This window comes from Trichocoleus sp. FACHB-90 (genome assembly GCF_014695505.1).
In the GTDB taxonomy this organism is placed as follows: domain Bacteria; phylum Cyanobacteriota; class Cyanobacteriia; order Cyanobacteriales; family FACHB-T130; genus Funiculus; species Funiculus sociatus.
Genome location: NZ_JACJOK010000040.1, coordinates 14121 through 38216, shown reverse-complemented (window position 1 = coordinate 38216; position 24096 = coordinate 14121). Strand labels below are relative to the sequence as shown.

22 protein-coding genes are annotated in these 24096 nt (G+C 45.5%); 13 read left to right on the top strand and 9 right to left on the bottom strand.

Translation table 11 applies throughout. The features are described 5' to 3' along the window. Positions 1-62 precede the first annotated feature (62 nt). On the top strand, positions 63-1826 hold the full coding sequence (ctaD, locus tag H6F74_RS11605) for a cytochrome c oxidase subunit I (RefSeq protein WP_190440930.1): 1764 nt from the start codon (positions 63-65) through the stop codon (positions 1824-1826). Between the two features lie 34 nt (positions 1827-1860). On the opposite strand, the gene H6F74_RS30530 is transcribed toward ctaD, so the two are convergent. Next, positions 1861-1992, bottom strand: coding sequence for a hypothetical protein (locus tag H6F74_RS30530; protein WP_277875796.1), 132 nt, complete (start codon positions 1990-1992; stop codon positions 1861-1863). A 26-nt stretch (positions 1993-2018) separates the two neighbouring features. On the opposite strand from H6F74_RS30530, the gene H6F74_RS11600 reads away from it, so the two are divergent. Continuing rightward, positions 2019-2648: a heme-copper oxidase subunit III gene (locus tag H6F74_RS11600; RefSeq protein ID WP_190423158.1), complete on the top strand. Its 630-nt coding sequence runs from the start codon at positions 2019-2021 to the stop codon at positions 2646-2648. A 104-nt stretch (positions 2649-2752) separates the two neighbouring features. Further along, positions 2753-3565, top strand: a complete 813-nt coding sequence (locus H6F74_RS11595) for a pentapeptide repeat-containing protein (RefSeq protein WP_190440928.1) — start codon at positions 2753-2755, stop codon at positions 3563-3565. 83 nt (positions 3566-3648) lie between these two features. Here the strand turns inward: H6F74_RS11595 and H6F74_RS11590 are convergent, their stop codons facing one another. Continuing rightward, entirely contained in the window at positions 3649-4782 is a 1134-nt protein-coding gene (locus H6F74_RS11590; RefSeq protein WP_190440926.1) for a class I SAM-dependent methyltransferase, read from the bottom strand. A gap of 299 nt (positions 4783-5081) precedes the next feature. On the opposite strand from H6F74_RS11590, the gene H6F74_RS11585 reads away from it, so the two are divergent. Beyond that, positions 5082-6146: a fatty acid desaturase gene (locus tag H6F74_RS11585; protein WP_190440923.1), complete on the top strand. Its 1065-nt coding sequence runs from the start codon at positions 5082-5084 to the stop codon at positions 6144-6146. Between the two features lie 87 nt (positions 6147-6233). Here the strand turns inward: H6F74_RS11585 and H6F74_RS11580 are convergent, their stop codons facing one another. Next, positions 6234-8105 (bottom strand): DnaJ domain-containing protein, encoded by a 1872-nt coding sequence (locus tag H6F74_RS11580; protein WP_190440920.1) that lies wholly within the window; start codon positions 8103-8105, stop codon positions 6234-6236. A gap of 316 nt (positions 8106-8421) precedes the next feature. Between H6F74_RS11580 and H6F74_RS11575 the strand changes: the two genes are divergently transcribed. Further along, positions 8422-8703, top strand: a complete 282-nt coding sequence (locus H6F74_RS11575; protein WP_190440903.1) for an HNH endonuclease — start codon at positions 8422-8424, stop codon at positions 8701-8703. 16 nt (positions 8704-8719) lie between these two features. Here the strand turns inward: H6F74_RS11575 and H6F74_RS11570 are convergent, their stop codons facing one another. Continuing rightward, positions 8720-9556, bottom strand: coding sequence for a tetratricopeptide repeat protein (locus tag H6F74_RS11570; RefSeq protein WP_190441045.1), 837 nt, complete (start codon positions 9554-9556; stop codon positions 8720-8722). Between the two features lie 465 nt (positions 9557-10021). Between H6F74_RS11570 and H6F74_RS11565 the strand changes: the two genes are divergently transcribed. The 3 genes from H6F74_RS11565 (at position 10022) to H6F74_RS11555 (ending at position 13447) form a co-directional block, all read left to right on the top strand. After that, positions 10022-12046 carry an elongation factor G gene (locus H6F74_RS11565; protein WP_190440896.1) on the top strand — a complete coding sequence of 675 codons (2025 nt, stop codon included), beginning with the start codon at positions 10022-10024 and terminating at the stop codon, positions 12044-12046. A gap of 260 nt (positions 12047-12306) precedes the next feature. Beyond that, positions 12307-13224, top strand: a complete 918-nt coding sequence (locus H6F74_RS11560; protein ID WP_190440895.1) for a prohibitin family protein — start codon at positions 12307-12309, stop codon at positions 13222-13224. A gap of 34 nt (positions 13225-13258) precedes the next feature. Then, positions 13259-13447 (top strand): transposase, encoded by a 189-nt coding sequence (locus H6F74_RS11555; RefSeq protein WP_190440892.1) that lies wholly within the window; start codon positions 13259-13261, stop codon positions 13445-13447. A gap of 188 nt (positions 13448-13635) precedes the next feature. On the opposite strand, the gene ctpC is transcribed toward H6F74_RS11555, so the two are convergent. Together ctpC and ispG are read right to left on the bottom strand one after the other, a co-directional pair. Continuing rightward, positions 13636-14925: a carboxyl-terminal processing protease CtpC gene (ctpC, locus tag H6F74_RS11550; protein WP_190440889.1), complete on the bottom strand. Its 1290-nt coding sequence runs from the start codon at positions 14923-14925 to the stop codon at positions 13636-13638. Positions 14926-15113: 188 nt separating this feature from the next. Further along, the gene (ispG, locus tag H6F74_RS11545) at positions 15114-16331 is read right to left on the bottom strand and encodes a (E)-4-hydroxy-3-methylbut-2-enyl-diphosphate synthase (RefSeq protein ID WP_190440888.1); all 1218 of its coding nucleotides are present in this window, start codon (positions 16329-16331) and stop codon (positions 15114-15116) included. Positions 16332-16473: 142 nt separating this feature from the next. Between ispG and H6F74_RS30995 the strand changes: the two genes are divergently transcribed. The 3 genes from H6F74_RS30995 (at position 16474) to H6F74_RS11530 (ending at position 18784) form a co-directional block, all read left to right on the top strand. Beyond that, positions 16474-16677 carry an AbrB/MazE/SpoVT family DNA-binding domain-containing protein gene (locus H6F74_RS30995; protein WP_199301103.1) on the top strand — a complete coding sequence of 68 codons (204 nt, stop codon included), beginning with the start codon at positions 16474-16476 and terminating at the stop codon, positions 16675-16677. Positions 16678-16904: 227 nt separating this feature from the next. After that, a complete protein-coding gene (locus H6F74_RS11535) occupies positions 16905-17357 on the top strand; it encodes a retroviral-like aspartic protease family protein (protein ID WP_190440886.1) in 453 nt (150 codons plus the stop codon). 86 nt (positions 17358-17443) lie between these two features. Then, positions 17444-18784: a serine/threonine-protein kinase gene (locus tag H6F74_RS11530; RefSeq protein ID WP_190440884.1), complete on the top strand. Its 1341-nt coding sequence runs from the start codon at positions 17444-17446 to the stop codon at positions 18782-18784. Between the two features lie 132 nt (positions 18785-18916). Here H6F74_RS11530 and H6F74_RS11525 read toward each other — a convergent pair whose 3' ends face one another. The 3 genes from H6F74_RS11525 to H6F74_RS11515 all read right to left on the bottom strand — a co-directional run bounded on the left by H6F74_RS11525 (position 18917) and on the right by H6F74_RS11515 (position 21716). Next, positions 18917-19117, bottom strand: coding sequence for a hypothetical protein (locus tag H6F74_RS11525; protein WP_190440882.1), 201 nt, complete (start codon positions 19115-19117; stop codon positions 18917-18919). Positions 19118-19277: 160 nt separating this feature from the next. Beyond that, positions 19278-20723, bottom strand: coding sequence for a phosphoglucomutase/phosphomannomutase family protein (locus H6F74_RS11520; protein ID WP_190440881.1), 1446 nt, complete (start codon positions 20721-20723; stop codon positions 19278-19280). 633 nt (positions 20724-21356) lie between these two features. Continuing rightward, entirely contained in the window at positions 21357-21716 is a 360-nt protein-coding gene (locus tag H6F74_RS11515) for a hypothetical protein (RefSeq protein ID WP_190441044.1), read from the bottom strand. Between the two features lie 333 nt (positions 21717-22049). Between H6F74_RS11515 and H6F74_RS11510 the strand changes: the two genes are divergently transcribed. Together H6F74_RS11510 and H6F74_RS11505 are read left to right on the top strand one after the other, a co-directional pair. Beyond that, complete coding sequence (locus tag H6F74_RS11510; protein WP_190440878.1) at positions 22050-22889, top strand: photosystem II manganese-stabilizing polypeptide; 840 nt, start codon at positions 22050-22052, stop codon at positions 22887-22889. 426 nt (positions 22890-23315) lie between these two features. Continuing rightward, entirely contained in the window at positions 23316-24092 is a 777-nt protein-coding gene (locus tag H6F74_RS11505) for an RNA polymerase sigma factor SigF (protein ID WP_190440876.1), read from the top strand. The last annotated feature ends 4 nt before the right edge of the window (positions 24093-24096 follow it).

Here is a 24096-nt window from a genome sequence, read left to right as displayed (position 1 = left end):
TAATGGTAAAAAAAGCCAATTAGCAATACTTCAATTAGCAATTAGCAATCTTGCGATTAGTTATGACACAAGCACAGCTTCAAGAACGTGCCAATATAGCTGCTCACGGTGACGAACCGAAGGTAACGCATTGGCGAGAATATTTTGGCTTTAGCACCGACCACAAAGTGATCGGGATTCAATACCTGGTTACAACGTTTATTTTCTATCTGATCGGTGGCGCACTGGCAACAGCAGTCCGCACGGAATTGGCAACGCCAGCATCGGATTTTGTTGCACCGGATGTTTACAACAGCTTATTTACAGTCCACGCAACGGTGATGATCTTCCTGTGGATCGTACCTGCGGGAACTGGTGGGTTTGGGAATTATCTGGTGCCTTTGCTAATTGGGGCAAGGGATATGGCGTTTCCCAGACTGAATGCGATCGCTTTCTGGATGATCCCTCCCGCTGGCATACTGCTGATGAGCAGTTTCTTCGTCGGCGCACCAGGCGCAGGTTGGACTTCATACCCCCCTTTGAGCATCGTCAGCGGTAAAGCTGGGGAAGCGATTTGGATTATGAGCGTCCTGTTGCTGGGAACCTCCTCCATCTTGGCAGGGATCAATTTTATCGTCACCATCTGGAAGATGCGGACACCAGGGATGGGGTGGAACCAAATGCCCTTATTCTGTTGGTCAATGTTCGCCACCTCCTGCTTAGCTGTCATTTCCACTCCGGTATTAGCAGGGGCATTGATTCTCCTGGCCTTTGACCTGCTGGTGGGGACTAGCTTCTTTAACCCCACGGGTGGTGGCGATCCCATCGTGTACCAGCATATGTTCTGGTTTTACTCCCACCCGGCGGTATATATCATGATCCTCCCCATGTTTGGGATGATCTCAGAAATTCTGCCAGTACACTCTCGCAAACCGATTTTTGGGTACAAGGCGATCGCATATTCCAGCCTAGCCATCAGCTTTTTGGGGCTAATTGTCTGGGCGCACCATATGTTTACCAGCGGTACCCCAGCCTGGTTGCGGATGTTCTTCATGATCACCACAATGGTAATCGCCGTACCAACTGGCATTAAAGTCTTTAGCTGGTTAGCCACAATTTGGGGCGGCAAACTGCGCCTCAACAGTGCCATGCTATTCGCTCTGGGCTTTATCTCCATGTTTGTTATCGGCGGCATCAGCGGCGTTATGTTGGCGGCTGTACCCTTCGACATCCACGTTCATGACACCTACTTTGTAGTTGCTCACCTGCACTACGTCCTCTTTGGCGGCAGCGTTTTCGGCATCTACGCCGGATTCTACCACTGGTTCCCCAAGATGACCGGGCGGATGTTGAACGAAGCTTGGGGCAAAGTTCACTTTGTCCTGATGTTTATTGGATTCAACTTGGCTTTCCTACCAATGCACAAGTTGGGTATGGAAGGCATGAATCGGCGGATTGCCGAGTATGACCCCAAATTTGCCACACTCAACCTAATTTGCAGCATTGGAGCGTATATACTCGCCGTTTCCACCATTCCCTTCATTGTCAATGCCTGCTGGAGTTGGATAGCTGGCCCCAAAGCACCCGACAACCCTTGGGACGGACTAACCCTAGAGTGGATGACGACCTCGCCCCCGCCAGTAGAAAACTTTGAGAAAGACCCAGTGTTAGCCACTGGCCCTTATGACTACGGCATGGGCGATCGCAGCACCAAGGTAGATGTCCCCCTCGACGATCCTCGAAATCCAGTCTTGTCTGCTGGCCCTGACTCCGCCTTACGTGCCGATCCAGATCCAGCTGTTGCGGCTCATCCCGATGACCGTCAAGGAGAAAGTCACAATCGTTGATAGAGATTGGGGGCTGGGGACTAGGGACTAGAGACTAGGGGGTAGGGACAGAGACTAGGGAATAGGTAAGACTTTTTCCCAATCCCCAATCCCCAATCCCCAATCCCCAATCCCCAATCCCCAATCCCCAATCCTCAATCCCCAATCCCCAATCCCCAATTCCCAATTCCCAATTCTTTATAGAGGAGATTCATGCAAGGTTCAACAATTGACCCAGCAAAAACTGCCTTAAATTATCACCACGAGCCAGAAGCAGCAGTGGAAGCCCACGGCGTAGAACATCACGATTTCCGCATCGAGGGGCTGATTGTATTTCTGGTAGCGGAAGGCATGATCTTTTTCGGCTTATTTATCGCTTATCTCGCCTTCCGAGCAGTTGCACCATCTTGGCCCCCCGAAGGAACGCCAAAACTAGAGCTATTGCTACCTGGAATCAACACCATAATTCTGATTTCTAGCAGCTTTGTGATCCACAATGCTGACACCGCCATCAAAAAGAATGATGTAAAAGGTTTGCGGACATGGTTTGCCTTAACTGGCATCATGGGCGCAATTTTCCTTTGCGGTCAGCTTTACGAATACAGCCACTTAGAATTTGGTCTTAGCACTAACTTATTTGCCAGCACCTTTTATGTTTTGACTGGCTTCCACGGGTTGCACGTATTCTTAGGACTTGGGGCAATTGGTGCTGTGTTGTGGCGCAGTCTCAAACCCGGTCACTACAGCAATGAACACCACTTTGGCGTTGAAGCCGCAGAAATTTACTGGCACTTTGTTGATATCGTGTGGATTGTTTTGTTCACAATCCTCTATCTGCTTTGAGTGTTTTTGAAGCAGTACAATAAAAAATTTGCCTCCAGTTGGGGGCTTTTTTTATTGTGATAGCTTAATCTACTGAATGAGGGAGGAAACCAAGGGGTTAATTGATGGACGCGGATGAACTATTCAGGAGATACGCAGCTGGAGAAAGAGATTTTTGTCTAGCCGAACTGTCTGATACCGACCTAAGCGGGGCAAATCTCAGCCAGGTGGATCTCAGTGGGGCAAACCTGAAGAAGGCAACCTTTAGCCGAGCCATTCTCAGCCGAGCCACTCTAGCAGGAGCCAATATGGAACTCACTGACCTGTGCGAGGCAGATTTGCGTAGAGCCGACTTGAGCGGAGCCGAGATGATTGGAGCCTACTTAATTGCAGCTAATCTGAGTTTAGCTGACTTGATTGGCACCAACCTGAGTGGTGCCAATCTGAGTTTATCCGACTTGATTGGCGCTCATTTAATTGGCGCTGAGCTGAGTAGAGCAAACTTGAGTTTAGCCGACCTGCGGGGAGCCGACATGACTGGAGCCAACCTGTGTGAGGCAAACTTGAGTTCAGCACACCTTTATGAGGCTGACTTGCGGGAGGCCAACTTACTCAAAGCCAACTTACAAAAAGCTCTCTACAACGAACAAACTAAGTTTCCTGAATGGTTTGAACCTGCCTCAGCAGGGGCGTTATTAATTGCTCCTCAAGTGTGTCTGGCAGGTATAGACCTGAGTAAAGCCAATCTCCCCGGAGTCAACCTGCGTGAAGCCAACCTCAGCGGTACTAATCTGAGTCAGGCAGATTTGGTTTGGGCAGATTTGAGGGGAGCCAACCTCACTGGAGCCAACTTACAGGGTGCAAATTTATCTCAAACCAATCTCAGGGGAGCCAACCTCAGCGGAGCTATCATGCCTGATGGCAGCATTCACGATTAAGTTATAGATATTTCCTCGCTTCTCTTCTATGAGTACGCTGGGAAACGCCAATGTTAGACGCTATACCTCAATTTGAGACTGCATTAAGCATGAGTCAATAAAAATTGACCGTTGCCGTTATATTCCCCATTACAACAAGCAAAGTTGCGAACAAACCACAGCAAATAAAACCTCCAAATCCGGCGGAATTTGGCATACTCAATGCCATAATCTAACTCTTTGTTTGTTGCCTGATTGTCATCAAAGTTCTTTAGCCAGTTAGCAAAGGTTGTAGAGTAGTTATAGCCGTTGAGATACCATCTTTCAATGGTTTTTAAGTCTTTGTTATGGCTAGGAACTGCATCGAAATTCCAGTAACGGCCATGCGGAAAAATGTATTTGTGGGTGTAAACGCTGGAGATGTTATTAGGGGTGCGGACTGTGATAATGTGAATAAAAACTTTGCCGTCCTCCTTCAAAAACGAAGCTAATTTCTGGAAGGCTTTGGTTAAATTACCCACATGGCAGAAAACGCCAATCGAGAGAATTTTGTCAAACTTTGTGTCAAAGAAGGCATCATTTAAGTCGCCTTCATACAGTGTAAATCGTCCGGAACTAAGGTAACTTTCCGGATCTTGCATTTTGCCACGCATATATTCGCATTGTTCGTGGCTCAAATTAATTCCCGTAAACTTGACATTGGGGAACTTGGAAAGAATATAATTTGGAACGCATCCCCAACCACAGCCAAAGTCTAAAATATTGTCGCCGTCTTTGATCTCTAGCTTCTCAATTACATCATCGATCATTTGCATTTGGGCTTGCTCAAGATTGGCTGCGCCTTTTTCCCACAATGCCATGCTGTATTTGGGATAAATAAGTTTCCCATCTCCTAACATTGTATTCAGCATGGCTTGTGGCAAGTCATACTGAAGTTTCATTAGGTCTCGCGAACCTTCGGCGAGATGATCGGTTTCTTTTAATACCCAGTCGTAGGGTGCTAAAAGAGAAGGAAAATATTTGAACAAAATGGGCATGAAGGTATCGAAAAGCGATCGCAGTACAGCATCAGGCACTTCAAATCCGTTAATATAAGCCTCTGCTACTGCCATTTGTGCTGCGTTAACTACCTTGACAGCCCCACGGCTGGTCTTATACGCTAATGGGGTTTTGATATTTACATCCCCGACTAAAGGGATATATTTTTCGATGTTTTCTAATACTGAAGTTGAAGTCATAGCCACCCTCGTAATCTATCTAGAGGACTGGGATAGCTGGAGCTTAAGCTGCCATTTTTTTGATTCCATCCCTCTAAAGGGGTAAAATATGTAAAGGTTTACAGTTATCTTTAAGAAATCTACTAATAGCGCGGGTTTCAGGAAAAAGGATTTTCATTTAAACTATATTTATTGATAATAAACGAAAAAATTTTTAAGCTTTTTTTAACGAAACCAAAAACCAATATATTTCTGAAGATAGTGTACAATAAGAATCTGCTAAGTTAAAATAACGGTCTTTAATTTTGGATAACCAAGTAATGATTCCTCAAGCAGAGTACGCCAAAAAATTGCGTCCTCTTCTTCCTGATGCTGCGTTTGCACCCGATCCCAATAAGTTATTCATTTTATTAATTAATGTAGCAATTCTGATATTAGGCTGGGCGATCGCATCTAAATTAGACCGCTGGTCTGTATATTTATTGTGGCTTTATTTACCACTAAGCCTGGTGATGGGCAATAGCGTCATTATCTTACTATTCAGCTCCCATGACCTCATGCACGGCAGCGCGATTAGAAATTCTCGCCTGATGCGTTTGGTTAGCTTTCTCGGATTAACGATTATGTGGATGCCACCGACGTTGTGGAAAGCAGTTCATAATCGAGTGCATCACAATAATACCAATTCCCTGAAAGATCCAGATCGAAATTACTTATATCAACAGCCTGATACTTGGGGAAAATGGATTCAAAATCTATTCGTCCCATCTACTGAAGTTAATCCGTTATGGTTCGCTGTAGGCATGACATCAGCATGGCTGGTTCATACTTTTCGCAACCTAACTTCGGTGGTGTTGTTTAATAATGAGTCTGTAGATTATGTGCCTGCGGCTTTTAAAGTGAGTGGCAAAGATAGGCAAGTGATCGCGTGGGAATTTCTATTAATATTAGGGATTCATATGAGTATCATGGCGTATCTAGACTTTAACCCCATCAAACTCCTACTCAGCTACTTCCTCCCCCTAGCAATTGGCTACGCTGGTGTCATGTTTTATATTTATACAAATCACATGATATGCGAGATGACCAGCGTTAACGATCCGCTGATGAATAGTGTTTCTCTCCGAGTTCCCAAAATCTTTGATTTGCTGCACTTAAATTTCTCCTACCATACGGAACATCATATTTTTCCGGCGCTGAACTCGGACTATTATCCAATGGTTCAAAACTTGTTAATGATACACTATCCACAACAACACAACTTATTAGATGCTGGCGAAGCTTGGCGATTATTACTGCAAACTCCCCGACATTACAAAGATGAAACTACATTCATAGATTCCTTGGGAGATCAGCCAGTTACTTGTCCTCTGGGCAAGAATTAAAAGCTTAGCGCTCCTAAATAAAGCGTAAAATTTTCTTTGTAGAGACGTTCTATAGAACGTCTCTACTCATGTGTTGGGTAGGCTGCATTATCTTAACCGAACCGTATTGCGGCTTATTTCTTTCCGGTACTGGTCATAAGCCTGATTAATTGCCTGCATTATAGCTTTAGCACTAGCAGAGGAATTAATATCAGGATGATACTGCCTTCCCAAGCGAATGTATGCACGCTTCACATCTTTAGGATAAGCACTTTTTTCCACACCCAAAACTTCCCACCATTCCCCTGATAGGACAAAGTTAGGCTGAGATTTATTCGTCTGACAGGACTGATGCCAAATTTTAATAGTGGCACCATTAGCGCCACTCACCAAGGTATTTCCATCAGCACTAAAAGCAACCGCACCACGTCCAGAAAGAGTTGCTAGCAATTCTCCAGTATGCAGGTTCCAAATTTTAACGCTGTTGGTGCTGCCACTGGCGAGAGTTTTTCCATTGGGACTAAAGGCAACAGAATTAACCCTTGATGAATGTCCTGAAAAAGTGCGAATTAATTCTCCAGTTTTGAGATTCCAGAACTTGATTGTGGTGTCTCCACTCCCACTAGCGAGAGTCTTTCCATCGGGGCTGAAGGCAACAGAATTAACCCAGCCAAAATGCCCCGCGAGAATGTTCTGCTGTTGTCCGCTAATCAAATTCCAAACCCTAATAGTTTTATCGGCACTTCCACTCGCGATAGTTTGACTATCGGGACTAATAGCAACAGACAAAACCGCATCTGAATGTCCATTAATAGTACGGATTGATTTTCCCCCATACCCATTCCAAAGCCTGATAGTTTTATCGGCACTTCCACTAGCAATAATTTTTCCATCCGGGCTGAAGGCAACCGAGTAAACAAAGCCGGAATGACTGTAGGGTGAGTTTAAATAAAAGAAGGTGCGGATAAATTCATTTCTTCGCAAATTCCAGCTAGTAATTTTTTGATCAAAACTGCCGCTGACAAGAGTCTTACTATCTGGACTAATTGCCACTGAATAAACTTCCTGTGCTTGCCCAATAAAGGTAAAAATCTTTTTTCCTGTCTTCAGATTCCACAAAGTAACTGTTCTATCATCACTCCCACTGGCAACGATTTCACCATCGGGGCTGATAGCAACGGAATTAACCGAGGCTGAGTGTCCTTTAAGAATATGTACGCATTTCCAAGATTGAGATGCCTGCGCCTCTACTCGTACCAGTTTTGCTTCAATTTCAGGAGAAGAAAACTTGCTTTTTAATGGCTGTGTCGTGGTGGCAGAAGTTTCAGGGGTTCCAAATGACTTGACATTTGGTTTAAAGAAGTTTGAATTAGTTTTTGGCTGCATTTTAGCCTTCAATTCCTCTAACTCACCCTCCAGTTCCCAATTAGCAAATTTTCTTTCTACAGCATCACCAGCTAACTTTTTTTCTAATGCTGCAAGTTCTAATTCTAAAAGTGCCTCGGTGTAAGCTTCTTGCCACAATATTTTTTCTTCCATCCGCCCAAAGGCATCTATCGCACCCATTAAACGCTCTCCAGGCTCTGGTTTGAGAGCTTTGTGCAACCCATAAATTCCCAGTCCAATTACTGCACCAACAGCAGTCATCGGAGCCATGCCAATTCCTACAGCCGTTCCTTTAAAGGCTAATCCCATGCCGCCAAAAACTGAGTAAAAACTAGCGCCACCTGCTGCGCCAATTCCTATGGCACCTAAAGCGAAAGTATCTCCTTCTCCTATCGCTGTAAAAGCTCCGTAGGCAGCAGCGCCAGCAACAGCACCCGCCGCCGTAACTGGTGCCATACCAAGCCCAACAGCTCCAAATCCTCCAACTAATCCCATCCCGCCAACGGCGGCGGAGACTCCGGCACCTGTCGCCGCGCCTGCGGTAACAAATGCTGCACCTGAGATAACACTATTTTTCTGATAATTTTGAGACATGAATTTTGCAAGGGCGACGGATGAGGTTTATGGAAGCGATCGCTTCTTTATTTCATACACCTACCATGCTCTATCTTTTTTCTGAATTCGTATTTTTACCGATTTTTTTTCTAAGATAGCAATCCTAATTTATTTATCAACCTCTCTGTTTTCTCTTCCTCTGTGTCTCAGCGGTTTCTTAATCAAATAGGATTGTTCTACAAATTATTAGAATGAATTATATAATTAAAGGAGTAAGGCTTTTCAAGAGCATAGCTTTATTACAGCCAGTTATAATTACTTTTACCAAGTAAGGGAGTAGGAGTTTTATCAATCAATGCAGTGCGAATTGTGCGAAAGAGAAATAGAAAAATTAACTGTACATCATCTAGTTCCGCGACAGAAAACTAAGCGGAAAAATGAAGATCCAGGCCCTACTACAAATATCTGTTCTGCCTGCCATCGACAGATACATACTTTGTTTGATAATACGAGATTAGCCCAAGAACTCAACTGTGTGGAAAGGCTGAAGGATGAACCTCAGATGCAGAAATTTCTGTCTTGGGTGAAGAAGCAAGATCCGACTAGGCGCGTCAAAGTGCATCGCACCAGCAACTAATTGATCCGAGTGAGCCTTAATTAGGATTTTGCGCTCTTTGCAATAATTCCTGAGAATTCCTCACCCACTGGGTGTTTCCTTGAGCAGCGTAGAGGTCTTTTGCGTATTGTAGTAATTGCTGAGCATCGCTGTATTTGCCTTGGCGCAAAAATACTAAACCCGCTGCATAGTAGGCATTGGCGTAATTAGAATTAGCTTCGGCTGCTTGGCGAAAAGCGTTTAAAGCTTCGTCTAATTTTCCCTGATTCATTAGAATTGAACCGAGATTGTAGTGAGCTTCAGGGTATTTGGGGCTGATTTTTAAGGCTTGTTGAAATGCTTTTTTAGCTTCGTTAGTTTTATTTTGCTGTAAATAAGATAAGCCCAAATGATAAGCAGGTTCTGGTGCCTTTGGACTCAACTGCATAGCTTTTTTAAAAGATGCGATCGCTTTCTCCCAATCTCCTTGCTGTTCCCTAACCAAACCCAGATTGTAATGGGCTACCCCCAACTTGGGATCGATTTCCAGCGCCCGTACTAAATAATCACCCGCCTGCTGTAAATTGTTGCCCTCCAGCAGCGCCGCGCCTAAATTGGCAAAAGCTAAGGCAAATTTGGGATCGGCTTGTGTCGCTTGGTAAAAGGCATCCGCTGATGGTTGCAATTGCCCCGCCTGCCGCAAAGCTAGACCTAAATTGTAATGCGCTGGTGCCAGTTTGGGATCGAGTTGGGTGGCGCGTTGAAAGGATGCGATCGCTTCTGATACTTTCCCCTGTTGAATCATCTGCAAACCCTGATTCACCGAATCCACCGCCTGGGGCGCTTGTGCGACTGTTATAGGCGTGGAAGTTGGTAATGCGACAACCGGGGGCATTATCCCCACCAGCGAGAGCCTAACGACTAAAGCCGTGGCTACACAAACGAAGTCCGCCAAGGCGGACTTAGAGGTTCCAGGCTTAGTTCTGTGGGGTATATTTATCCATTCCAGATGCCGATGCCTTCCCATTTTTCGAGTCACCTTTTTGTTTACAATTGTTACGCTTGTTGACTTGATATCCAGTATTTTTCTAACAAATACTTTTTAATCTGTTTCATTTATTGATAAAATTTACGCTTATTTAATAGTAATTTATCTAAGTTAATTTTTGGGTGAGTTTGCTTTAAAAGAAATTGCAACTTTCATTTCAGGGAAGTCAAACGCGCTAATCTCACAGTCAGGGATCAATAAATCCATAGGGCTAACAAGCAGTTAATGGCACCCAGAAAGGAGAGCGGGAACATCCCGCCGATTGCCAATGGTGTCAATCTGCTTCTCTCCTTTTTTTCTTGGAGGTGAATTATGAACGAAAAAGTCGTTTCCGGGACGCGAAATGTTGCAATTGTCGGCCCGTATTTAAGTGGCAAAACTACATTACTGGAAAGCTTGCTGTTCGTCAGTGGGACAATTTCCCGCAAAGGACGTACTGTAGACCGTAACACGGTGGCAGATAGTTCCCAAGAAGCACGCGATCGCCAGATGAGTGTAGAGGTATGTACTGCCAGCACAGAGTACGGCGATGTCCGCTTCACTTTTGTAGATTGTCCCGGCTCGGTAGAATTTGCACAAGAAACCTATAACGCTCTCATTGGCGTGGATGCAGCGATTGTAGTCTGCGAACCACACACCAATCGCGTCCTCACCCTCGCACCTTTATTCAAATTTCTCGACGACTGGGAAATCCCGCACCTAGTCTTCATCAACAAAATGGATCGGGCGAACAACAACTTCATGGACGTGCTAAACGCCCTGAAAACAGTTTCCAGCCGCCCGATCGTCCCACACCAGTATCCCATCGGTCAAGGCGAACAACTGACCGGATTTATCGACTTGGTGAGCGAACAAGCTTATCATTACCATCCGGGTGCGCCAGCTGACCCGGTGCCAATGCCAGAAGACTTGAAAGAACAAGAGCAAGCAGCACGCACAGAGATGCTGGAAGCATTGGCAGATTTTGACGACCACTTGCTAGAAGAACTGCTAGAGGAAATTAACCCGCCCCAAGAAGAAATTATCCAAGACTTGAAAATGGAGTTAGGGGCAGATTTAATTGTGCCTGTGTTCCTGGGGGTTGCTGAGCAAGATTATGGAGTGCGACCCCTGTTGGAAGCTTTATTGCGAGAAGCACCAGATCCCGCAACTACTGCCGAACGTCGGGGAATTGTTCTCCACGCCGATGCTCCCTTAGCGCAAGTTATTAAAACCTATTACACTCCTCAAGGTGGGAAACTCTCCCTCGTGCGGGTTTGGCAAGGTACGTTAACAGATGGAATTGTCCTGAATGGGGTTCGTGCTGGCGGATTGTACCGCTTGATGGGACAGCAACAGCAAACTGTCACACAAGCCCAAGCTGGTGAAATTGTCGCACTGGGACGCTTGGAAGCAATTAAAACAGGCGATACCCTGACAGCCGATCCACAATTGGCAACCGAATTACCGAAAGCCGAGCAGACTTCCCCAGTATACGCAATGGCGATCGCGCCCGAAAAGCGCAACGACGAAGTTAAACTCAGCAGCGCCATAGGCAAACTGCTAGAAGAAGATCCGTCCCTCGCCTGGGAACAACACGGCGATACTCACGAAGTCATCCTCTGGGGACAAGGCGACATTCACCTGCAAGTTGCTCTCGACCGACTGCGGCGCAAATACAACCTGCCGATGACAACCCATCTGCCGCGAGTTCCCTACAAAGAAACCATCCGCAAAACTGCCCCCTCAGTTCACGGGCGCTACAAGCACCAAAGCGGCGGACACGGGCAATTTGGCGACGTATACCTGGAAATAAAACCCCTACCCCGTGGCGAAGGCTTTAACTTCAATCAAACTATTGTTGGCGGTGTCGTTCCCAAGCAATATATTCCCGGTGTTGAGATGGGAGTGCGGGAATATCTCACTCATGGCCCCTTGGGTTTCCCAGTCGTCGATGTAGCAGTAACGCTGACAAATGGTTCATACCACTCAGTCGATAGTTCGGAACAGGCATTTAAACAAGCTGCCCGAATTGCCATGCAGGAAGGAATGCAAAAGTGCGAACCAACCCTGCTTGAACCGATTACCTCAGTTCAAGTATGCGCTCCCAGCGAGTTTACCTCCAAAGTCCTCCAACTGCTAAGCGGACGGCGGGGACAAATTCTCGGCTACGAAGCTAAATCAGATTGGGCAGGTTGGGATTGCGTTTCCGCGTATTTACCCCAAGCTGAGATGCACGACTTTATCGTAGAATTGCGAAGTCTTACAATGGGCGTTGGCTTCTTCCACTGGCAACACGACCATCTCCAAGAAGTCCCCGGAAAACTAGCTGAAAAAGTCTTAGCCACTAACGGCTAAAAAGACAAAAGGAAAAAGGCAAAAAGAAGAGAAAAAACACAAACTAGACAAAAAATAGAAACGTAAGTAATCTTACTCTTTTGCCTTTTTCCTTACCCTATGGTTTATTTCAAACTTTGTGATTAATTACTCTTTAAATCTCAGTAGCTAAAAAAACAATAGCCCGAATTAGCTTTCTGCTGTTTAATTACCTAACGTTAACCAGCCGGATATATCATCAAATTAAGTTGTAATTTTTCAAAGCTGATGGAGGGAAATTTATGTCTTTTATAGCTTCGCTCCTGATAACGTTAATTTCTATCCTCCTTTTCTTGAATGCTGGTAAAGTTAAGAATGAAAGAGGCCGCTTGGCGGTGCAAGCGATCGCTTCCCTAGTTGGAGCTATTGCAGGGATTTCTGCTATTTTACGCAGTGTTTTGATTATTCCCGCTGGGAATATCGGCGTTGTAGAGTCCTTGGGAAGGGTTTCCGAACGTACGCTTAATCCTGGTGTCCACTTAGTCAATCCCTTTACGGAAGTCGAGATATTTTCCACTCGGCTAAGGGATATGAAGGAAACTATAGAGGCTACATCCCAAGAAGGTTTAGCTTTCAATATCGATGTCACTCTTCAATACAAACTAGATCCGCAGAAAGCGGCGGAAGTTTATAAAAATATTGGTACTGAAGAGGGAGATATTATTACTTCCCGATTTCGCTCCCTTGTCCGCGAAATTACTGCTAGTTACCCGGCTGTAGCAATTTACTCGACCAAACGCCAAGAAGTTGCTAATCAGCTTCGCCAACGGCTAAGCGAGCAGTTATTACCTCTTGGTTTTATAGTTGAAGAAGCGCTGTTGAGGGAAGTTAAACTCCCTGATACGCTCCAAGCCGCAATTGAGCAAAAACTCCAAGTCGAGCAGCAAAGCCAGCAGATGAAATTTACTCTAGAAAAAGAGCGTCAAGAGGCTGAACGAAAACGCATTGAAGCCAGAGGTATTTCTGATTCTCAAAAAATAATTTCTCAAGGACTGAGCGACCGAATGCTGCAATTGAGGGCAATTGAAGCCACTGAAAAACTAGCTCAATCCCCCAATTCTAAAATTGTCGTGATGGGCGGTCAAGGGCAAGGCGGTTTGCCAATCCTGTTACAGCCAGACATAGGAACTTCAACCAATGCAGCCGCTCCAAAACCCTAGCAGTCTCTCTGTGTGGAATTAACTTTTACTTAAGATGACTGATTCACAAACTTGGTATATTGTCAAGCGACAACATCAAAAATGCGAAATTATCCCCAGCGATCGCGTCGAAGGAGAGGAAGAATCAGCATTTGTGGAACGCTGGGGGCCATTTAATTCCCAAGAGGAAGCGATCGCTCGTCGCATCGGCTTAATCCGCGCTGGAAAGTGCCAACCCGCATAATTTGAGATTTTAGATTTTATAGCGGTTCGCAGTTGAGTCAAATACAGGAATTACAAGGGGAGGGTAATTAGCCCCTCCCTAGAACGGGAGGGGTTGGGGAGAGGTCAGAAGTATTGAACACAAATGAGAACCGTAGATTCAACCCAAAATCAGCAGAAGTCTAGAAACTCCTTCGGCGGGAGGAAAATCTAAAATTTCTTTTCCGCCCTATTTCCTTTTTTCGCAGCAATCTCCTGATTCAGCACATCCAGCGCTTTCGAGTATTGAGGATCGTCCTGAGAGCCGATTTTATCTCGGTCAGTCTGCAACGACTTGCGCTGTTCATCCGACAGTTCCAGCACCTGATCCGGGACAATTCCCGCTTGGTTGATATCGCGACCCTTGGGAGTATAGTATTTAGCGATCGTCACCGCCAAACCCGAACCATCGCCCAGGCCCCGCACCGATTGCACCAAACCTTTACCAAAGGTCTTTGTACCCACCAAAACAGCCCGCTTGTTATCCTGCAAAGCTCCACTTAGGATTTCGCTAGCACTAGCCGATCCGCCATCCACCAGCACCACCAGCGGTTTATCAGTCAAGGCGCGATTATTAGCCGTCTCTCGATCCCTTTCTCCCTGGCGGTCGGATGTTGAGACAATTGTGCCTTCTTTGAGCCACATTTGGGCAATTTCAATACTAGAGTACAGTAAACCGCCTGGATTAGAGCGCAGATCCAGAATGTAGCCATTCACATTCTGCGCCTCTAAAGCTTTAATCGCGTCTGCCATTTCCTTAGAAGCATTAGCGCTGAACTGAGTCAGGCGAATATAGCCGATGTCGCCAGTAGGACTTGTCTTCTTGCTAAAGCGCACCGGATGGATTTCAATTCGCGCCCGTTTCAGAGGAAACATTAATTCCTTGTCCCCCCGCTGAACCGTCAGCGTCACTGAGGTTCCCGGCTGTCCCCGAATCAGCTTCACCGCGTCATTGACATCCATCCCATCGGTAGTTTTGCCATCGATTTTGGTGATGATGTCCTTAGCCAATACACCAGCCTTAGAAGCTGGCGTATCTTCAATTGGCGCAATTACCGTTAACTTCTTGGTTTTTTCATCTTGGGCAAGTTGCAGACCAACCCCTGTTAATTCCCCAGAAGTGTCAATTTGCATTGACTTGAACTCTCCTGGGTCCATGAACCGAGTATAGGGGTCATTAAGTTTCTTCAGCATTTCCCGGATAGCTTCATAAGCTTCCTCCTTGTTGCTGTAAGACTTATTGAGATACTCTTTGCGAACTGCCCGCCAATCTACCTTGTTAAAGGTGCCATCCACATAAGAGCGGTCGATGACTTGCCAAACTTCGTCTACTAGCTCCTTGGGGCTTTCGCGCAAGACTGCTAGACTTTTGGGGAGATGAATACCTACTCCGGTAATAGCGATCGCAGCCACTGTTGCTGCTGTCGCACTTAGAACAAGCCCACGTTTTGTAATTACCATTTTCCTGTCTGAGCTGGGGGGAATTACTGCCAAGGAATTACGCTAACTCTAACACAGGCAATTTCTACCCAGCATTAGAGCGCACTTCTCTATCCATCTGCACTAGGTGACAGTCCGGAATCAGAGAATTCGGAGTTATGAGTTAACAATTCCTGATTCCTCACTCTTAACTCCTAACTTTTCTTAACTTAAGGATCAATCCAGCGTCCGTCTGCCTTAATTAAATTAATCAATTCTTCAACTCCTTGCGACTCTGGTACTTTTTTTATCTCTTCTCTGCCACGATATAGCGAGATATAACCAGGTTGTTTGCCAACATAACCATAGTCAGCATCCGCCATCTCTCCAGGCCCATTGACAATGCAACCCATGACTGCTATGTCTAACCCGGTGAGGTGTTTAGTTGCTTCCCGAACTTCGTGCAGCACTTCTTCTAGGTTAAACAATGTGCGACCACAAGAAGGACAAGCGACATACTCAACCATTGTTTTCCGCAAACCCAAAGCTTGCAGAATGCTGTAACAGACGGGAATCTCTTTTTCTGGCGCTTCGGTGAGAGACACCCGGATAGTATCGCCAATTCCATCAGCTAGCAGGGGAGCAATTCCTGCCGTAGATTTGATGCGTCCATATTCGCCATCACCAGCTTCCGTGACACCCAAATGCAGAGGGTAATCCATTCCCAATTCATCCATCCGCTTCGCCATCAAGCGATATGCTGCTAACATCACCGGAACCCGCGACGCTTTGAGAGAAATTACCAGGTTGTGGAAATCTAGGGATTCGCAAATTCTGATGAATTCTATAGCCGATTCCACCATCCCTTCAGGAGTGTCGCCGTAGGAAAACAGCATTCTTTCAGCCAGGGAACCGTGATTTACCCCGATTCGCATCGCCTTACCCTGATCTCGCAAGGAAACCACCAAGGGTTCTAAAGTTTGGCGGATCTTTTCGCCAATCTCGTCAAATTCAGTTTTGGTATATTCAGTTCTATCCGCTTTTGGCTTCTCAAACACATACAACCCAGGATTAATCCGCACCTTATCAACGTGCTTGGCTACTTCCAAGGCGATTTTCATCCCGTTGTGATGCACATCGGCAACCAAAGGCACAATTTGGTAAGTTTGGATTAATTTCTGTTTAATTTCCGCCAAAGCTTTAGCGTGACCGATACTAGGCACAGTGACGCGCACAATTTCGCAGCCAATCTCGTGCAAGCGACGAATTCCGGCAACCGATCCGTCGATATCCAGGGTGTCTTCATTAATCATCGACTGCACCACCACCGGATAACCGCCGCCGATGGTGACATTTCCCACCTTTACCGGACGGGTTTTGCGGCGCTTAATGGCGGTGTCAAAAGCGGGTTCCTTAGATGCAGTGTTGGGAATTGGCAGAGTTTGCATAACCTTTTCTTTACTTTTTGCGTTCCTCTCTGTTTCTCAGGGTGCCACAGAAGGGGGCAAGTTTGGCTGATGGAATTGGAGGAACCTGACCCAAATTTGCTACGTATAGAATATACATTGTATATCCTTAAGGCGGTTTGATATGGAAACCAAGGCGCACATCGGCAAATGGGGAAATTCCTTGGCTTTTAGAATCCCCAAACATATTTCTGAATACCTAAAACTCAATGTGAATGACACTGTTATTTGCAGCGTAGACAATGGAAAACTGGTACTACAACCATTGCCAAGTTCTTCGGAATATACCTTAGATGTATCGTGCAAGAGAGGCGAGTTTTATTGGTAAATGTCCAGAGGGTTTGCTTGAGGAAGTATTGAGACGGATTAAGCCAATTTTATTTGAAGTTATGAAATTAGAATGAGCGGCATGATAAATATTATTAAAGTTGCCTAGAGGTTCGGCTACTAAGTTGTATCAGAATCAGGCGATCGCATACCATTAGAGTAATTATTATACTCGGCTACTCGTTGATTTATTACACATAGTTAATAAAACAGGAGAAAACACAGATAATGACAAATATCAGTAGTTCTAATCGGGCGATTAGGGAAAGTATGGGGGAAGTGATAGTGCAAGTAAGTCTAACAAATGCGATTGATGAAGCGTTAGTAAGTCGCGGACTGCTTAACCCAAATTTGTTGCGCGTGTATGAAACACAAGCACTTGTAGATACTGGCGCTACACGCACTGTGCTACCTATCGATATAGTGCAGCATCTTGGTTTAAGGATAAGGAGTCAACAGGTAGCTAAATATGCTGATGGTAGAGAAGAAACGGTAGGATTGACGGAACCTGTAATCATTGTCATAGAAGGTCGTGAGACTATTGAAGCAACAATGGTGACAGGGAATCAAGTGTTGATAGGTCAGACTGTATTGGAGACGTTAGATTTACTTGTAGATTGTAAAAATCAGCGCCTAGTTCCGAATCCAGCACATCCTGACTATCCAGTGTTGCGAGTATAGCAATTAATTAATAAGTCTAAGATGAGAGCGATCGCATCCACGTATAGTTAAAATACGCTTAAAATGCTGCTTACTGTAAATCGACTATGCCTATCGACGCACCTCTTCCCGTCGGGTCAGTTCTAGAAAACCGCTATTGTGTCGTGCGAGAATTGGGGCAAGGTGGCTTTGGACGTACCTATCTTGCAGAAGATACCAATCGGTACAGTGAGCATTGCGTACTTAAAGAATTTTTACCACAAGTTCAAGGCAGCAAGGAACTACAAAAAGCTGAAGAGTTGTTTATGCGGGAAGCTGGGGTTCTTTACCAGCTGCAACACCCGCAGATTCCTCGTTTCCGAGAATTGATCCGAGTCAATCTTGGCGGTACGGAATCTCTGTTTTTGGTGCAAGAGTATGTAGAGGGGCAAACCTACTGCGAATTGTTAAAAGCGGGGAAGCCGTTTGACGAGACCCAAGTAATTCAACTGCTGCGACAAATTTTACCAGTATTAGATTACATCCATTCGCTAGGAGTGGTACATCGAGATATATCCCCTGATAACTTGATTCAGCGGAGTTCCGATAAGTTGCCAGTTTTAATTGACTTTGGTGGCGTTAAGCAAGTAGCAGTAAATGCTGCCTCCCAGTTTAGCGGACAGATGCCTGCTACTCGGTTGGGTAAAGAAGGTTACGCACCAGAAGAACAAATACGCCAAGGAAATGCTTTTCCTTGTAGCGATTTGTATGCTTTGGCGGTTACAGTTTTGGTGTTGCTAACTGGCAAAGAACCCCAAAAACTTTTCAATAGTTTTCAGGCAACTTGGCGGTGGCGACAAGAGGCGAGGGTTAGTCCTATGTTAGCGATTATTTTGGATAAAATGTTAGCTTATTATCCGGACGATCGCTATCAGTCAGCTAGAGAAATTCTCCAAGCCCTCCCCTCTGGAAATCCCCTTTTTTCTCAAGTTCCTACTATGAACGTTGTAGGTAGCCCCGCCTATCCAATTCCTCCAACAACTATCAGTCAAAAAAGTAAAAGTCCCGGTGTTTCCATTCCTAACCCAATTCACAAGCTGAGTTGGTTAAAATTTTGGAAAACAGGAATTAGTGTAAGTCTGATTTTGGCAGTCGGGATGGGGGCTTGGACTTTAATAAAATCCCGTTTATCGTCCTTTCCTCCAGCAATATCTTCGCCATTACCTGCCGATGGTTCCCTAAGTAAAAAAGAGCAGGATTTTGTAGCGGAAATAACTAAGCGTCGCCAAGCTTTGAAGATTTCCGAAACGGTTTTTATTCGTCAAGTTGATGAAATTTTTTATCAGAAGTACCCAGAATTAAAGCAACGTAGTTTGACAACTAAGCCAGAAGATGCACGTTTCCGAAATGATTGGTATCAAATTGCTGATGACGAATTAAATAAGTTAGAAAAAGGCGCTCAATTATAGCAGTCTTATTTGAGTTGCGAAAGGCGTAGAAACAGGGTTTCTGCCTAATTGGAATCACAACTCAAACAGGATTGCTGTGTGATGCAATTTAGTTCGCTACGACTGTTTTTAACTTTCAAGCCAAAATTTTTATTAAGGAAAGTCAGGAATCACCCATTGGGGAGGCTGCATAGCTTTTTTTCTGCGCGCTTCGTCAGCAATTTCCAGCATTCTATCTAAAGAAGTCTCTTTGATGAAGTTTGACGCAGACGCTGCATTTTCCTTATTGGGGCATTTGTCACCCAAAATGCAGCCGTTAACGCAGGCTTCAGCGCAGTTTACTGTAGCTTCCATTGTGTTTACTCTCTCTCATGGTCTTTGATGCTAGGCAGACTGATTCAAGCTTTGTCACTTTCAAAGCGAAAACGTCTACTTAAATTCTCCTTCTACAAATTGTACGGATATCTGTGAAAATTTCCAGCGTCTTGAGCGATCGCTTTCTTTACTCTTGCTATCAAACTGAATTAGCCCAATTTTTCGCCCAGTCTAAGGTCTGATAAACCTGCTTGAGAGTTGGTGCTTCGCAGTACAGTCGCAAAACGGGTTCCGTACCGCTGAAGCGAATCATCAACCAACTGTCATTGGCTAAACGGAACTTATAACCATCAATTGTCAGACAGTCTGTTACTGACTGACCAGCAATTTCAGTCAAAGGCGATTTTTGCAGTTGTTCGAGTAAACGCGATCGCACGTCCATACTCGCTAAAGGTAAGTCAATGCGATCATAAGCTGAGGTAAAACTTGTTTTTTCCTGCAAGCGTTGGTAAAGTTCGCTTAAGTCTAGTCCTGACTGGGCGATCGCTTCCAACAAATACAGTGCTGACAGCAGCCCATCCCGCTCTGGGATATGATTGCCGTAGCCAATGCCTCCAGACTCTTCGCCGCCTACTAACACCTGAGTTGACAACATCCGGTCGGCGATGTACTTATAGCCTATCGGTGTCTCATACACTGGCAGATTGTACAGAGATGCTACGCGGGGAAACAAATCGGAACCGCTGACTGTTTTTACAACTTCCCCCATCAGTCCCCGCCGTGATGCCATGTGTTCAATTAAAATCGGGATGAGTATTTGGGAACTGAGGAAATTTCCTTGCCCATCGACAGCAGCAATGCGATCGCTATCTCCATCAAACACAAATCCTACTGCCAACCCCTCACCACTGCTGCGGCGGTGAGTCCGCATCTGCCGGAACATCTGGGAAAGGTAACGCGGTAAAGGTTCCGGCGCACTTCCACCAAATAAAGGATCGCGAGAACTATTAATTTCCTGAATTGGCGTCGCCAGCAATTTGTCAAGTCCGGATGCCGCCGCACCGTGCATCACATCGGCAAAAACACTGAGTTTCTTTTGCGCGATCGCATCCTGAATGCAGCCAATATCCACTTTAGCCCGTAGCGCTTCGCAATAATTAGCCCACGGGTCGAACCTCTCCAAACTTCCAGGCTTTCCTTTGACTGGCGACGATTCCTTAGCCAACAGCGCTTCTATCTGTTGCGTAATTTCTGGGGGAACCGAACCCCCAAATGCACCCTTGACTTTTAACCCTGAATATGCGCCTGGATTATGACTTGCCGTAATCACTAAAGCCCCTAGAGCCTTTCGTTGATAAGCCGCCCAGCTAAATGCTGGTGTTGGGGCATAACAATCGCTCAACAGCACATCAAATCCCGCAGATTGTACTGCAAGAGCCGTCTCAAAAGCAAAAGTTTCCGACATAAAGCGCCGATCGTAGCCCACAATAATCGTGCGCTGACTTGTCGCCTCACCATAGACATCTGCCAGGACTTGTGCCGCCAACGGTGCCACAAGCGTTAAACGATCGAAGGTGAAATCTGCGGCGATGATACCTCGCCAGCCATCTGTACCAAATTTAATCGGATTAACAGCAAGCGGCATAAAAGCAGGGGGGTGTTGCAATGATAACGGTCGGATCTTAACATTTGTGGAGTCATTAGTCACTTAAAAGTTGTCAAGTTGAAACCCTCCCCAACCAAAGCTTACCGAAAAGTTGGGTCTAAAGCCTCGTCCTTCTAAAACGGCTTTTGTTTTTCTAAGGAGCTAAGAAACTCCCGAAGAATGTCCGTCTTAGTTCGCTTCGTATCGAGAGCATATCGCTCAAGTGCTTTCATCTCATGCTTTTGAAACTCTAACGTGTAACTGTTTTTGGGCCATTTTGTGTACCGATATGAGACACTAATTATAGTGGAAAGGTAATCAACCACTTTAAAAACCTAGCGATTCGTAAGATAAAGCGCTGAACCTTGAAAATTGAATCTATGCGGTTCTAATGCATTTTTCTAGTTTCCTCCTAGCAGTAGGTAAAAGATTCATAGGAGCTAGACGAACAGCATTTTGGGGTATATTGCCTCAAATTAAACAGGACTTGCAGTAATGCAACTAGGGTAGGGCATACCCGAAGTAACTCTTGGGGAGAATCCCACCTCTGGGCTAGACGACGCAAGGAATCTAGTTTAAGTGGTTTCGTTGAGCCAAGAATCCTCGTGCGTTTACGCTGAGGAGTGTCAAAAACTAAGGACTACCGCCATCGTCCTCTGGAGAGCCTGACTCGTGCTTGAGAGTTGGGGAATTGCCATTTGAAGGTGACAGATGTTCGAGAAGCGATCGCAGCCTCATGCGCTCAATGTAAGGCCAGCCGCCAGCTTCTTCCATATCTTTCAACAGATTGTATAGAGCTTGACGATTATCCGGTAAAGAAGTCTGAAATACACCTTCCCGAATCTCGCGGTGCAAATCCTCTAATGCGCGAAGCATTGCCAACAAAGCCAGAGTATCTCCCTGACAAGCCTTTGCCAAAGACCGAACAGAAATAGCGATCGCTTCCAATTCTGACCCAAAAAGCCCCGACTCAACATCTTTGTTACTGTTCATGCGGGTGATTTGTCTGTCCATGCTGTTTTCAACTTTAACGGAGTGTTTTCTTAACTAGAGCGATCGCTGCACAATCGACTTATTGGTAAATTGGTGTGGTGTGTAAGCACGGCATGGGTCTAAATCCCTATTAGGGATGGAAATAAAGGGATTGAAATAATTTACCCGCAGCTTCAGGATAAAGGCAACACAAAGCCTTGTAAAATTCACTTTAGAGATTCTAAGCCGAACGATTCCGAGCAAAATTAAGAATTTCACTTTTGTCCCCTGTCACTTAAACCCCACCCCAGATTTTACTGGTAGGGATTCCTAAATTAGATATTGAGGTTGACCATGAGGTATCGCGCTTTCATTGTTGCCTTCCTGGCATTGTGCTTGGGGGTACTAACTGCTTGTAGTGAAGGTCCAGCCAACGCGACTTCCACTCCAACTCCACTCACCTACGACCAGATCCGAGGCACGGGTCTGGCAAATAGCTGCCCTCAACTCTCTGAAACGACTCGCAGTTCCATTCCCATCGATCCTAGCCAGACATATAAAGTTACTAACCTGTGCTTACAGCCGACCAGCTTCTTTGTCAAAGAAGAATCTGCCAACAAACGGCAAGCCGCCCAATTCGTTCCCGGCAAGTTGTTGACACGGTATACATCTAGCATCGACCAGGTGCTAGGTGAACTGAAAGTTGATGAAAATAAGCGTCTAAGCTTGGTTGAAGAGGATGGTCTCGACTTCCAAGCCACAACTGTTCAGCTGCCTGGTGGCGAACGAGTACCCTTCCTGTTCACGATTAAAAACCTGGTTGCCAGAAGTCAGCCCGGAATGGACAGCATTAACACCTCGACCGACTTTGAGGGCGAGTTTAACGTTCCTTCCTATCGGGGGGCAACTTTCCTCGATCCTAAAGGTCGCGGTGTAGCCAGTGGCTATGATAATGCAGTAGGACTCCCAGCCCAATCCGATGCTCAGGAACTGACTCGTGCTAATGTCAAGCGTGTAGACACCTTGAAGGGTAGCATTTCCCTGCAAGTCGCCAAGGTGGATAACGTCACTGGTGAAATTGCCGGAACCTTTGAAAGCGAACAGCCTTCTGACACGGATCTAGGAGCTGGCGAAGTTAAAGAAGTTAAAATTCGCGGCATTTTTTATGCGCGGGTTGCACCAGATCAGGCTTAAATCTGCTATTTAGCACTGATTGCTTAATTTAGCGGATCGGGAAAAGGGGCTGGTGAAGCCCCTTTTTTTATGCCTTAGAAGTCCAAAGTTAAAAGTGAGGACTTCTAAGGTTTACTCATTTAAAGCTTTTAACTACACACTGACAGTGCCTGTTTCCGGTAGAAAATCATTTCTCCGTGAAAATGCTATTGTAATTAACTGGCCAAAAAGAATAAACTTATGATCAAGCCTGAAAAAGCAGGTAATTAGGAAAATTCACCAAAAATGCTTGATTAGTTTTACTTTTCTGAAGGGCAGTTCCCCGGAGCCTACTTAATAGCTCTATCCTCCAGCGTCTATGTTTTAAATCACAGCATCTACTTAAAAAGCAGAATAAAACCAAAATTAGCGTCTCTACTGGGGACAATCTACCAAGCGAACTTCTTTATGTATACCAACGTCACTCCCGAAATTAAACTGGAGAGCTTGCAACTGTTACGAGAGTACCAGCACAATCGTACAGATGCTATCCGGAATCATCTGGTAAAACTGAATTTTGGACTGGTGAGAAAAGAAGCACATCACTGGGTTAATCAGTGTACTGAGAACTATGAGGACTTGCTTCAGGTTGGCTGTTTAGGATTAATTCGAGCTATTGAACGCTTTGACCTGTCCAAGGGACACGCCTTCAGTTCCTTCGCCATCCCCTACATTCGCGGCGAAATTCAGCACTATCTACGAGATAAAGGCTGCTCGTTCCGCCTACCTCGGCGCTGGCAGGCTCTGCGGTATCAGGCAGCCTCTGTAACGCGGGAGTTCCAACAGAAATACAACCGACCACCTACCCATTCAGAGGTGGCAGCGGCGCTGGAAATTTCTGCTTCAGAATGGCAGGAAATTCAGTTAGCGTTTCAAAACCGGGAATTGCTAAGTTTAGATTTACCAGTGGGAGATGCTGAGGAAGGTTCGACTTGCTTAGGCGAACTTGTACCAGACCCCCAATATCGCAGTTTTCAGTTAGCCCAAGAAGACCAGATTCGCCTACAACTGGCTCTCGTGCAACTAGAAAAGCGCACTCGCGAAATTCTAGAATTCGTTTTTTTACACGATTTAACGCAAAAAGAGGTCGCAGAACGCTTAGACATCAGTGTGGTGACAGTCTCCCGGCGTGTCAAAAAAGGATTAGAGTCGCTCAAAAAGCTAATGGTAGGGCCGGAGAATTAACCAA

Bases quoted from the DNA above. Each gene is read 5' to 3' on its own strand.
- ctpC (WP_190440889.1), bottom strand. From the start codon at position 14,925: ATGGTAATTACAAAACGTGGGCTTGTTCTAAGTGCGACAGCAGCAACA.
- H6F74_RS11580 (WP_190440920.1), bottom strand. From the start codon at position 8,105: ATGTCTCAAAATTATCAGAAAAATAGTGTTATCTCAGGTGCAGCATTT.
- H6F74_RS11595 (WP_190440928.1), top strand. From the start codon at position 2,753: ATGGACGCGGATGAACTATTCAGGAGATACGCAGCTGGAGAAAGAGAT.
- H6F74_RS11590 (WP_190440926.1), bottom strand. From the start codon at position 4,782: ATGACTTCAACTTCAGTATTAGAAAACATCGAAAAATATATCCCTTTA.
- H6F74_RS11530 (WP_190440884.1), top strand. From the start codon at position 17,444: ATGCCTATCGACGCACCTCTTCCCGTCGGGTCAGTTCTAGAAAACCGC.
- ctaD (WP_190440930.1), top strand. From the start codon at position 63: ATGACACAAGCACAGCTTCAAGAACGTGCCAATATAGCTGCTCACGGT.
- H6F74_RS11525 (WP_190440882.1), bottom strand. From the start codon at position 19,117: ATGGAAGCTACAGTAAACTGCGCTGAAGCCTGCGTTAACGGCTGCATT.
- H6F74_RS11510 (WP_190440878.1), top strand. From the start codon at position 22,050: ATGAGGTATCGCGCTTTCATTGTTGCCTTCCTGGCATTGTGCTTGGGG.
- H6F74_RS11575 (WP_190440903.1), top strand. From the start codon at position 8,422: ATGCAGTGCGAATTGTGCGAAAGAGAAATAGAAAAATTAACTGTACAT.
- H6F74_RS11515 (WP_190441044.1), bottom strand. From the start codon at position 21,716: ATGAACAGTAACAAAGATGTTGAGTCGGGGCTTTTTGGGTCAGAATTG.
- H6F74_RS11535 (WP_190440886.1), top strand. From the start codon at position 16,905: ATGACAAATATCAGTAGTTCTAATCGGGCGATTAGGGAAAGTATGGGG.
- H6F74_RS11505 (WP_190440876.1), top strand. From the start codon at position 23,316: ATGTATACCAACGTCACTCCCGAAATTAAACTGGAGAGCTTGCAACTG.
- ispG (WP_190440888.1), bottom strand. From the start codon at position 16,331: ATGCAAACTCTGCCAATTCCCAACACTGCATCTAAGGAACCCGCTTTT.
- H6F74_RS11520 (WP_190440881.1), bottom strand. From the start codon at position 20,723: ATGCCGCTTGCTGTTAATCCGATTAAATTTGGTACAGATGGCTGGCGA.
- H6F74_RS11555 (WP_190440892.1), top strand. From the start codon at position 13,259: ATGACTGATTCACAAACTTGGTATATTGTCAAGCGACAACATCAAAAA.
- H6F74_RS11560 (WP_190440895.1), top strand. From the start codon at position 12,307: ATGTCTTTTATAGCTTCGCTCCTGATAACGTTAATTTCTATCCTCCTT.
- H6F74_RS11565 (WP_190440896.1), top strand. From the start codon at position 10,022: ATGAACGAAAAAGTCGTTTCCGGGACGCGAAATGTTGCAATTGTCGGC.
- H6F74_RS30995 (WP_199301103.1), top strand. From the start codon at position 16,474: ATGGAAACCAAGGCGCACATCGGCAAATGGGGAAATTCCTTGGCTTTT.
- H6F74_RS11570 (WP_190441045.1), bottom strand. From the start codon at position 9,556: ATGCCCCCGGTTGTCGCATTACCAACTTCCACGCCTATAACAGTCGCA.
- H6F74_RS11600 (WP_190423158.1), top strand. From the start codon at position 2,019: ATGCAAGGTTCAACAATTGACCCAGCAAAAACTGCCTTAAATTATCAC.
- H6F74_RS11585 (WP_190440923.1), top strand. From the start codon at position 5,082: ATGATTCCTCAAGCAGAGTACGCCAAAAAATTGCGTCCTCTTCTTCCT.